General features: G+C 48.2%; 12 protein-coding genes. All 12 read left to right on the top strand.

The features are described 5' to 3' along the window. The first annotated feature begins 148 nt into the window (after positions 1-148). The 12 genes from DWZ44_RS08755 (at position 149) to hisC (ending at position 10,741) form a co-directional block, all read left to right on the top strand. Positions 149-397, top strand: coding sequence for a hypothetical protein (locus DWZ44_RS08755; protein ID WP_147341985.1), 249 nt, complete (start codon positions 149-151; stop codon positions 395-397). Between the two features lie 16 nt (positions 398-413). After that, complete coding sequence (locus DWZ44_RS08750) at positions 414-683, top strand: hypothetical protein (protein WP_055221876.1); 270 nt, start codon at positions 414-416, stop codon at positions 681-683. A gap of 612 nt (positions 684-1,295) precedes the next feature. Continuing rightward, the gene (locus DWZ44_RS08745; RefSeq protein ID WP_117804667.1) at positions 1,296-2,651 is read left to right on the top strand and encodes an NAD(P)-dependent oxidoreductase; all 1,356 of its coding nucleotides are present in this window, start codon (positions 1,296-1,298) and stop codon (positions 2,649-2,651) included. A 249-nt stretch (positions 2,652-2,900) separates the two neighbouring features. Then, entirely contained in the window at positions 2,901-3,239 is a 339-nt protein-coding gene (locus DWZ44_RS08740) for a P-II family nitrogen regulator (protein ID WP_055221847.1), read from the top strand. A gap of 73 nt (positions 3,240-3,312) precedes the next feature. Continuing rightward, positions 3,313-4,527, top strand: a complete 1,215-nt coding sequence (locus tag DWZ44_RS08735; protein WP_117804666.1) for an ammonium transporter — start codon at positions 3,313-3,315, stop codon at positions 4,525-4,527. Positions 4,528-4,557: 30 nt separating this feature from the next. After that, on the top strand, positions 4,558-4,896 hold the full coding sequence (locus tag DWZ44_RS08730; RefSeq protein ID WP_022462439.1) for a P-II family nitrogen regulator: 339 nt from the start codon (positions 4,558-4,560) through the stop codon (positions 4,894-4,896). Positions 4,897-4,992: 96 nt separating this feature from the next. Next, positions 4,993-5,346, top strand: a complete 354-nt coding sequence (locus tag DWZ44_RS08725; protein WP_117804665.1) for an ABC transporter permease — start codon at positions 4,993-4,995, stop codon at positions 5,344-5,346. Next, a complete protein-coding gene (locus tag DWZ44_RS08720; RefSeq protein ID WP_082424743.1) occupies positions 5,331-5,711 on the top strand; it encodes an ABC transporter permease in 381 nt (126 codons plus the stop codon). The genes DWZ44_RS08725 and DWZ44_RS08720 overlap by 16 nt, the downstream gene beginning before the upstream one ends. 5 nt (positions 5,712-5,716) lie before the next feature. Further along, positions 5,717-6,757, top strand: coding sequence for an ABC transporter ATP-binding protein (locus DWZ44_RS08715; protein ID WP_117804664.1), 1,041 nt, complete (start codon positions 5,717-5,719; stop codon positions 6,755-6,757). Continuing rightward, the gene (locus tag DWZ44_RS08710) at positions 6,754-7,779 is read left to right on the top strand and encodes an ABC transporter ATP-binding protein (RefSeq protein WP_117804663.1); all 1,026 of its coding nucleotides are present in this window, start codon (positions 6,754-6,756) and stop codon (positions 7,777-7,779) included. Before DWZ44_RS08715 ends, DWZ44_RS08710 begins: the two co-directional genes overlap by 4 nt. Positions 7,780-7,871: 92 nt before the next feature. Beyond that, positions 7,872-9,536 (top strand): peptide ABC transporter substrate-binding protein, encoded by a 1,665-nt coding sequence (locus tag DWZ44_RS08705; protein ID WP_117804662.1) that lies wholly within the window; start codon positions 7,872-7,874, stop codon positions 9,534-9,536. Positions 9,537-9,658: 122 nt separating this feature from the next. Then, on the top strand, positions 9,659-10,741 hold the full coding sequence (gene hisC, locus DWZ44_RS08700; protein WP_158565853.1) for a histidinol-phosphate transaminase: 1,083 nt from the start codon (positions 9,659-9,661) through the stop codon (positions 10,739-10,741). Positions 10,742-11,009 lie beyond the last annotated feature (268 nt).

Raw genomic sequence — 11,009 nt, 5'->3', positions numbered from 1 at the left:
GAGGGAAATCTGATTAGCACGGATGTGTTTTCAACTTACAGAGATGGAAAGCCGATTGGAACGGAGGAGTTCCTCCTGCTCGATACAGTGACATGGGAATACTGCGGAATTAAGATGAATTAAGATGTAGAATCCGATACGTAATTGGATGCATATTATAACAGACATTATTACGATGATGTCCGGGGAACGAGTGAAAGTAAAAACGAAATCGTATCAGAATGATATGGTGACATTTAAAAATAAAGATGACGTTTTAACTGCACTGATTCACTTAGGCTATCTGGCATACGATCGAAGAGAACAGATGGCGTACATTCCAAATGAAGAAATCCGCAGCGAGTTCACGGATGCGGTAAAAGAACATCAGTGTATCATTGAGAAGTATGAAAAATAAAAAGGAGTATGAAAAAATGTATTACGTACCAGACGGAACCAAAACATGTGGTTATTATGAATGCAAGAAATGCGGCAACCGCTTTTTATCCCTTCAGACGATGGAAAAAATCCCATGCCCGGACTGCGAGGCGGAGGTGGATTATGAAATCGGACCTGGCGAATCTTTGGAGGATGTGCTGGACACCGCAGTGCTGCTGCAAAAAATCGAGGGCGAAGAGGAAGTGGAAAAGATGGATGCACTCTTAAGTCTTGCGATTACCGGCGGAGATTTTGACTGGATCTGACATAACAGAGCTTTTTTCAAACACGCTCCAGACAGGTAGCGGATATTTGATGAATGCCAAGTCTGGCGTCCGCTCTGAATTTTCACAGAATTTTGCCGGAGTTTTTCCGCGATTTTAAAAGAAAACAAAGAAATTTCAAAGGTTCATGAGAAAAATGTTCAGAAACAACCGAAAAAACATCGGTGAAATTGTGTAAAATTGACAGAACTGATGAAAAAGACCGGAAATCATCGAAAAATTTAAGGATTGACAAAAAGCGGGAATTCCGCTAGAATGTGCCTATGTTGAAAAACAGCAGAGAAAAAGAATAGAGTAAAGATAACGCAACGGAGCGGTTCTGGGAATAGAATCGCTCCGTTTGTAATTTTCTCCCTTTCTCCAAGGTTTTATTTCTCCCAAAAAACACTCTCAGAAAACCGGAAAACGCTCTGTCTGTTTTTCAAGATAAACTCCATATAAGTAGTGGATTCGCAAAGGCGCGGTACGAAGGGAAAGCTTCGTGCCGCGTTTTTCAATCCCAAGGAGAAACGTCAGTAAAGAGTTCGCAACGGGGCGATCTGGAAGGAAGATTTCCAGATCGCTTTTTGATTTTACCGGAAAGGAGAAAGTCCGATGGAAAACACAAACGTCTTATTTGACAGAAAGCGTCTGGTCCGGCTGATCGTACCATTGATTGTGGAACAGGTGCTGGCCGTTACCGTCGGTATGGCAGACATGGTAATGGTATCCGGGGCCGGTGAAACGGCTGTTTCCGGAATCTCACTTGTCAATACGATCTGTGTACTGCTGATCGTGATTTTCACATCGATGGCAAGCGGCGGTTCCGTTGTCGGAGCACAGTTCCTCGGAAGCGGGGATAAGAAAACAGCGTGTCACGCAGCCGAACAGCTCGTTATGATCTGCGGACTGATTGCACAACAGGAGGCGAGGCGTATGAAAGAAGAAAACTATGAGGTAGTCGTTTTTCAGGGAGACCCGGGAACCATCGATCTGACGTACGAAGAAATAGAAGCAGAGTGGAACAAAATGCTGCAGACCGTACCACAGATCGGAAAGTTCCGTATCATCCATCAGGGGAAAAAGAGGTACATCTTCGAAGATTACAGCAGTCAGATCGGGAACGCCGACGCAGCACTTGGTATCTGGGTCCACAAAGGAGTGATCAACGAAAAGCTTTTTGAAGCGCATCCGAATCTGAAATATATCGCAACGCTGGGACATGGATTTGAAGACTTCGATGTGGAAATGACAAGACGCCGGGGCGTGACCATAACGAATACGATTTACGGTGATGTCACCATTGCCCAGTATGCGATGGCACTGCTCATGAACATCTGTCATAACGTGACGGTACAGAGCGATTACACCAAAACAGGGTACTGGAAAGAAAAAGAAACGAATCCGCAGGCAAGCTACAATCAACTGTTCGTGCCGCAGATTGAGCTCTACCAGAAAACGATGGGAATCATCGGACTTGGCGCGATCGGCCTCTGGACGGCAAGAATGGCAAAGGGCTTTGGCATGAAGGTCATCGCAAACAGCCGTCACAAAAAGACGGGGCCGCAGTATGACGGCATCGAGCAGGTCAGCATGGAAGAAATTTTCGAACGGTCGGATGTGATCTCCATTCACTGTCCGCATACGAAGGAAACAGAAAACCTGCTGAACCGTGAAGCATTTGCCAAAATGAAGGACGGTGTCATCATTATCAACACCGCGCGGGGAATCATCATCGATGAGGAGGCGCTTCTTGAGGCGCTGGAATCGAGAAAGGTTTATATGGCAGGACTCGATGTTGTCGCAAATGAGCCGCCGCAGTATCAGATTCCGCTGATGCAGTCGCCGTACACCTTTATTACTTCCCATATCGCCTGGCAGCCGAAGGCAGCAAGACTCCGTGCAGTAGATCTGGCGGTGAAAAACTTCCGGTCGTACCTGGAGGGAATGCCGACAAGTGTGATTAATTAAAAACAGCGGATTGTGAAAGCAGATGCAAAAAAACGACTGTAAAAACAACTGTAAAAACAGCAGAGCTGCGGAACAGTCCAGGCATGAAAGAAGAGGTTAGAAAATCTGTCAGAAAACAGATTTCTATATAGAAGCAGCAGAGCCGGTAAATGAATGGAAGAGAAAACCGGGAAGGCGGATAAAAAAGAAATCCGCAGCCGGAAAAATCAGAAGCTGTACAGGGACCGGTTCGGAAAGGGAGGGAAAATCATGAAAAAGCTGGAAATTGTAATTCGTCCGGAGAGCCTCGAAAACCTGGAGCTACTCCTCGAGGAGCAGAAGGCAAACGGTATGATGATCACAAATATCCTTGGATATGGAAATCAGAAGGGATATCGTCAGATGTACCGTGGAGCGGAAATCGTGGCCAAAATGCTTCCGAAGGTTAAAGTGGAGACCGTTGTGGAGGACGACAAGGTTCCGAAAATCGTTGATTTTGTTGTGAAAAACCTGTCAACCGGAAACTACGGCGATGGAAAAATTTTCGTTTACGATGTCGAAGATGCAGTGCGGATCCGGACAGGTGAGCACGGCGAACAGGCACTTTAAAAAATCTGAAAGCCACCGTTTCAGAAGATCTGCAGACGGGAACAGGTAAGATGGGAATGAGGAGGAACTTATTATGGAAAACACACAGGTATTACTCAATATCGTATGGACCATGGTCGGAGCCTTTCTGGTGTATTTTATGCAGGCCGGATTTGCCATGGTGGAGACAGGATTTACAAGAGCGAAAAACTCAGGAAACATTCTGATGAAGAACATGATGGATTTCGTGCTCGGCTCTATTTTCTTCTTTATCATCGGATTTGCGCTGATGTTCGGAGGAAGCAATGCTTTTATCGGAACCGCCGGTTTTTTTAATCCGAAATCGCTGGCAGATGCAGACGGCATGTTCAACGGACTGCCGATCGGCGTATTCATGATTTTCCAGACCGTGTTCTGTGCAACATCGGCAACGATTGTATCAGGAGCTATGGCAGAGAGAACCAAATTTATCTCTTATCTGATTTACTCCGCAGCGATCAGCGTTTTCATTTATCCGATCACCGGACACTGGATCTGGGGAGGCGGCTGGTTAAGCCAGATCGGGTTCCATGATTTTGCAGGATCTACCGCAGTTCATATGGTCGGCGGTCTGTGTGCCCTTGCCGGTGCAAAAATGGTCGGACCTCGTATCGGAAAATACACAAAAGAGGGAAAACCGGTTGCTATTCCTGGTCATAACCTTCCGCTTGGAGCACTTGGTGTCTTTATCCTCTGGTTCTGCTGGTTCGGATTTAACTGTGGATCTACCACAGCAGCAACCTATAATCTTGGCGACATTGCCATGACTACAAACCTTGCGGCAGCAGCAGCAACACTTGTTACCCTGATTGTTACCTGGGTACGTTATGGAAAACCGGATATCAGTATGACAATGAACGGCGCACTGGCCGGACTGGTAGCTATTACAGCAAGCTGTGATGTAGTCAATGATTACGAGGCACTGTTCATTGGAGCAGTTGCAGGTGTTGTCGTTGTATTCGCAGTTGAATTCTTTGATAAAGTCGTAAAAATCGATGACCCGGTTGGTGCAATCAGTGTACACGGTGTCTGTGGAGCACTCGGAACCTTATTCACCGGTATTTTCGGCGAGGGATGCAGCTTTATCACCCAGATGATCGGTTTTGTAGCAGTTGCAGCATATACCCTGATCCTGGCGTTCATTCTGTTCTTCGTCCTGAAAAAGACCATCGGACTTCGCGTAACCGAGAAGGAAGAGATCGACGGATTGGATATGCACGAGCACGGATGCAGCGCTTATGCAAACTTCCACTTCCATAATGATAAATAAAAAAGGATCAATAAAAAAGGTGGTGCGGATATGAAAAAGCTGACAGTTATTGTCAAACCCGCGAACCGGGAGGATGTCATCGACATCATGGAATCGTGTGCCGTGTACGGCGTGATGGAAACGGATATCACCGGATATGGAAACCAGAAGGGTTACCGGGTGATGTACCGTGGAACCATGAGCGGACCGAATGTACTGATGAAATGCAAATTCGAGACCGTCGGTGACGATAAGACAATTGAAGTATTAAAAGGCTTTCTGGAAAAGAAGCTGTGTACCGGAAATATCGGAGACGGAAAGATTTTTGTCGAGAAAGTGGCAGACGTCATCCGGGTTCGTACCGGCCAGCGCGGCGAGGAAGCATTATAAAAACAAAAGACAGTAAAAAGGTGCAAAGAGGCAGCCAGAGCAGATCGTTCGGCTGCCTCTTCTGAGCTAAAAAAGCCGGAACGGGAGGAATGCTGCATGGTAAGATACATCATAAAACGTTTATTCATCGGAGTGGTGACAATCTGGGCACTGATCACCATTACCTTTTTCCTGATTCGGATTATGCCGGGCAGCCCGTTCGAGGCGGATAATCTTTCCCGGAGCGCGATTGAACAGCTCGAATCGACCTACGGACTGGATGAACCCATGTGGAAACAGTATATTCTTTACATGGAAAATCTGATGCACGGAGATCTCGGCATTTCCTATAAAAAGAACGTTTCTGTTAATACACTGATCGCAAGAGGATTTCCGTACACGCTAAGCATCGGACTTCTCTCTATTGCGGTATCTGCATTCCGGGCTGGATCGGCATGGCTCGTCAGGTAAGAGGCCAGCTGATTGCCTTAAAGGAGCAGGAGTTTTCCATGGCAGCACTCGTCATCGGAGCAAGTGATGCGAGAATTCTCTTCCGTCACCTTTTGATCAATGCCATCGGACCGATCATTGTACAGATTACCTTCCTTGTTCCGAATGCCATTTTTACCGAAGCCTTCTTAAGCTTCATCGGAATCGGCATTTCCGCTCCGATGGCAAGCTGGGGTTCCATGGCGCAGGATGCCCGACAGGTGCTCACCATGCACCCGGGACAGCTGCTTTTGCCGACCATCTGCATTTGTATCACCATTTTCTCCCTGAACTTCCTCGGTGAGGGAATCGGCGATGCCTTTAATCCAAAGAAAACCAGGGGGTGAAGCGTATGAGTTTACTCGAAATCAGCCATCTCACAACAAAATTTGAAACGCAGCAGGGAACCGTCAGCGCAGTCCGCGATGTTTCCTACCATCTGGAAGAGGGCGAGGTACTTGGTATTGTCGGCGAGTCCGGTTCCGGAAAAAGTGTCGGCATGCTGACCCTGATGGGGCTTCTGGCATCGAACGGCAGAGTGGAAGAAGGAGAGATCCTTTTCGACGGAGAAAACATTTCTCCGCCGCACACGAAGGACCGGAAAGAAAAACGGGCTTATGAAAAGAAAATGCAGCAGATCCGCGGAAACCGCATCGGCATGATTTTCCAGGATCCGATGACATTTCTGAATCCGATCCTGAAAATCGGAATTCAGATGACAGAGGGAATTCGAAAGCATCAGAATTGCTCTAAAAAAGAAGCGGAAGCGAAAGCCATTGAGCTGATGCGGCAGGTCGGAATTCCAAGTCCGGAAAAACGGCTCGATCAGTATCCATTTGAATTTTCCGGCGGCATGCGGCAGAGAATCATTATTGCGACGGCGCTGGCGTGTGATCCGAAGCTGATTATCGCAGATGAGCCGACAACCGCACTGGATGTGACCGTACAGGCACAGATTCTGGAGCTTTTGAAAAAGCTGACGAAGGAAAAAGGAACCTCCGTTATTATGATTACCCACGACCTCGGCGTTGTCGCTTCTATGTGTGACCGGATTGCCATTATGTACGCAGGACAGATCGTAGAAGAGGGAACCGTCGATGAGATTTTCTACGAACCGCATCATCCGTACACGAAAGGTCTTCTGAACAGTATCAACAATTCGGCAAAGGATAACGACGAACCGCTCGTTCCGATTCCGGGAACACCGCCGGACCTCTTAAAGCTTCCGAAGGGCTGCGCATTTATGAGCCGCTGTCCTTACACTATGAAGATCTGTGAGGTACAGGCCTCTCCGGTGACAACCTACAGCGAGACGCACTGCTGCAGATGCTGGCTGGAATGTATGGATGAAACAAAAATCACAGTTTCCAGGGAGGAGGTAAGCTGCCAATGAGTGAAAATGTACTGGAAGTAAAAAACCTGTGTAAATACTTTGATGTGAACAGAGGAATGAAGGGAGCACAGAAGGTCATCGCCGTAGATGGTATTTCCTTCGAGGTAAAAAAAGGGGAAACCTTCGGACTGGTCGGAGAATCCGGCTGTGGAAAAAGTACACTGGGCCGCACGATTTTACGGATCTATGAGCCGACAAAGGGCGAAATCGTTTTTGAGGGAGAAGATATCTCCAGGCTTTCCCGGAAAAAGATGCTTCCCTACCGGCAGAAGCTGCAGATGATCTTCCAGGATCCGTATGCATCCTTAAATCCCCGTTTTACCGTCGGTGAGATTATTGAGGAGCCGATGGTGATTCATCACATGTACGATGAAAAAAAGCGAAAAGAACGCGTGCAGGAGCTGCTGGAAACGGTTGGATTAAAACCGGACCACATCCGGAGATATCCGCATGAATTTTCCGGCGGCCAGAGACAGCGAATCGGAATTGCGAGAACGCTGGCACTTGAACCAGACTTTATCGTCTGTGACGAACCGATTTCGGCGCTCGACGTTTCCATCCAGGCACAGGTCATCAACCTTTTGGAGGATATTCAGAAAAAAGAGGGCATCAGCTATCTCTTTATCGCACACGATCTTGGCATGGTAAAGCATATCAGCCACCGGATCGGTGTCATGTATCTGGGACACATGGTAGAGATCGGAGAATCCAATGATGTTTACCGCCGTCCGCTTCACCCATATTCGAAGGCACTGCTTTCCGCAGAGCCGATCCCGGACCCGAAGACCGCAAGAAGCAGAAAACGAATCCTGCTGGAAGGCGAAATCCCAAGTCCGATCCATCCGCCGAAAGGATGCCCGTTCCACACGAGGTGCCCCTACGCTATGGAAGAATGCAGCCAGGCCCGCCCGGCAACGTATGATATTGAGGGCAGGAAAGTGGCTTGCTTCTTATATTCCCCGCGGTATTTGAGACAGAGGGAGGGTCTGGCAATCGAACCGCTGCTGGCCGGAGCAAAATAGAACCATTCCGGTGCGGCAGGTTTGGGAACAGAGGTTCCGGGGACCGGAGCTGTGTTTCAAACAAGCATCAGCAGCAAAAGGAGGAGAACATTATGAGAAAATTATGGAAAGCAACAGCGACACTGGCAGCGGCTGTTCTTCTGGCAGGATCCCTTGCCGGATGCGGAAGCAGCGGAGGAAGCAGCAGCTCTTCCGGAGGAGGCAAAAGCGGCAGTACTTCCGATATGATTGTGACAACGATGTATACCGAGGCCGGAAGCCTGGACAGTGCAGGAGAGAGCGGTTTATGGTGGTGGTCCTACGATGATGTGTGTATGGCGCCGATCATGGAAATGAAAGAGGACGGTTCCTGGGATTACATTCTGGCAGAAAGCGTTGATGTCAATGAGGATATGACACAGTACACCGTACACCTCCGCAGCGATGCAAAATGGAGCAACGGAGACGATGTGACAAGTGCCGATTTCAAAAATACCATTGTCCGCGCACTGGATCCGAACTGCAAGAGTGGTTATTCCTCAATGCTTTACCCGATTGCGGGAGCTGAGGAAATGTACAACGGAACCGGCGATGAGAGCGGTCTTGGCGTAGACACCAGCGATGACAAGACCATCGTGTTCAACTTAAAGGAGCCGTGCGCTTACTTCGAACAGCTCTTTGTACTTCCGGTTTATATGCCGACGCATCGTGAGCTTCAGACTGAGACCAACGGCGACTGGGCAATGGGAAATGACATGGATGCGCTGGTAAGCTGCGGACCGTACTACCTCGCAGAGTATGTACCGAATCAGTACAGCGTTTATAAGAAAAATGAAAATTACGTTCAGGCAGACCGGATCAAAACCGATACGATCAAAAAAATGGTTATGGACGATACACAGTCCATCATCAATGCGTATAAATCCGGTGAGCTGAACTTTATCTCAGCAGATTATACCGTTATGGACGAGTATAAAGACAGCGATGAGCTGATTGCTTCTCCATCTCAGACTAGTTATTATGTACTGTTCAATGTAAATGAAGCACCATTTGACGATGTCCGCGTCCGCCAGGCGTTCTCTATGGCAGTCAACCGCGATGAGGTAGCTTCCGCGTGCGGTTCCTCTTATGAGGCAAGTGATTTCTTCGTAGCAAAACATCTGAAATCCTCCGCAAGCGGCAAGGACTGGGCAGAGGAAGCAGAGGAAGATCCGATCGGCTTTGATCCGGACAAGGCAAAAGAGCTTCTGGCAGAGGCCGGTTACCCGGATGGAGAAGGCTTCCCGGCCATCACCTACAAATATCCGAGCCTCCAGCTTGACAGCGATATGGCACAGGCCCTGCAGGCACAGTGGAAAACAAACCTTGGCATCGAGGTGGAGCTTCAGGCAGAAGAGCAGCAGGTACAGGTAGCAGAGAGAAGATCCGGCGATTTCCAGCTTGCCCGCATGAGATGGACCGCAGACTTTACCGATCCGTTCACCTTCCTTTCCATGTACCGCTCCAACGACAGCTACAACGATAACAAGACCAACTGCCCGGAGTATGATGAACTGATGGCACAGTCGAATGAGGAAAGCGATCCGGCCGCCAGATTTGAGCTGCTGCACCAGGCTGAGAGCGTACTGGTAAACGACTACTGTTTCGGCGTACCGGTACTGAATTCTTCCAATATTTATCTGGTAAGCACCGACATCACAAACTTTGAGATTGACCCGTCCAGAAACATGATCCGTACCAAATATCTGGTATTAGGAGACAGCTCTTCTGAGTCTTAAGCAAAAAATCGGAAAACGGGAAGGCTCCGCAGATGGCTTAGCAGCTGTTTCGAGGGGAGCCGTAAAACGGTAATTTTCCGGAAAAAAAACAATAGAAGCCGTGGAAACAGGAGGAAATGAATATGGAAGTAAATAAAATCATCAGCCACGCATTACAGAGTATGCCGCCGAGCAAACGTCAGAAAGCATTTGCGAAGGACACCTCAAAACTGATCCATATGGGATTAAACGAAAACAATTACGGAATGTCACCGAAGGCAGTGGCGGCACTGGAGGACTCCATGGCGGGAAGCCATTTTTATCCTGACTTTGCGGCAGTACTGCTGAAACAGAAGGTGGCAGAACAGTACGGATTAAAAGCAGAAAATGTACTGACCGGAGCCGGATCGAGTGCGATGATTGATATGATCGGACTGACCTTTCTGGACGAGGGAGATGAGGTACTGTTTTCCGCTCCGACCTACGGGGCATTTGCCGACATGGCGTATTTAAATGGCGGTGTGCCGGTTTCCGTACCGGTAACCGAGGAGCAGAAATTTAATCTGCCTGCCATGAAAGAAAAAATCGGTGAAAAAACAAAAATTGTGGTGATCTGCAATCCGAATAACCCGACCGGAACGTATGTGCCGATCGGGGAGCTGGAGGCATTCGCAGATACCCTTCCGGAGGACGTGCTGCTGGTGATGGATGAGGCATACATGGAGTTTGCTACCGAGCCGGACTGCTGCAGTATGGTTGATTATATGAAAGCGCATCCGGAAAAACCGATTCTGGTTCTCCGCACCTTTTCCAAATATTATGCGATGGCAGGCCTTCGTGTCGGCTATGCGCTGGGATCCGAAGAGCTGATTGGAATCATGCGGAAATGTTCCGCTTCCTGGAACCTGAATGTCTGTGCCCAGAAAGCGGCAGTGGCAGGCCTGGCAGACCAGGAATATTATCAGGAGCAGAAAGCCAAAATCGTGGAGGGAAGAGAATATCTGGAAAAAGAGATGGCAGCGCTTGGCTGCAGGGTTTATCCGTCCCAGTCGAATTTCATCTACTTCGATACCGGAAAAGATCCTGCCTGGATTCAGGAACAGCTGATGGAAAAGGGCATCCGTATCGGCGCTTTTGAGATGAGCCGTGTGAGCGTGGGAACGATGGAAGAATGTCAGCTGTTTCTTCAGTACCTGAAAGAGATTCTGGAAACGGCAAAGGAATAAAAAGCCGGCCGGATGCGGCATGGTATGAAGAGAGACTCTGAATGGTTACAGAGACCGTACAGAGAAAGAAACAGTACCTAAAAAAGAGAGAAGAGAACGGGTTTTCATAGTGAAAAATCCGGTCTCTTCTCTCTTCTTTTGCAGGAATGACAAAAATACAGAGAAAAAACAATCTTTAGGAAATTAAGGCTTGCCATTCGATGAAAATTGGAATATTATATGTGCAAACGCCTATAGATGAAAAACGATGTTACACATCCTGAAAGGG

The organism is Blautia sp. AF32-4BH (assembly GCF_003460565.1).
Taxonomy (GTDB): domain Bacteria; phylum Bacillota; class Clostridia; order Lachnospirales; family Lachnospiraceae; genus Fusicatenibacter; species Fusicatenibacter saccharivorans.
This window is presented reverse-complemented; position numbering and strand designations above follow the sequence as displayed.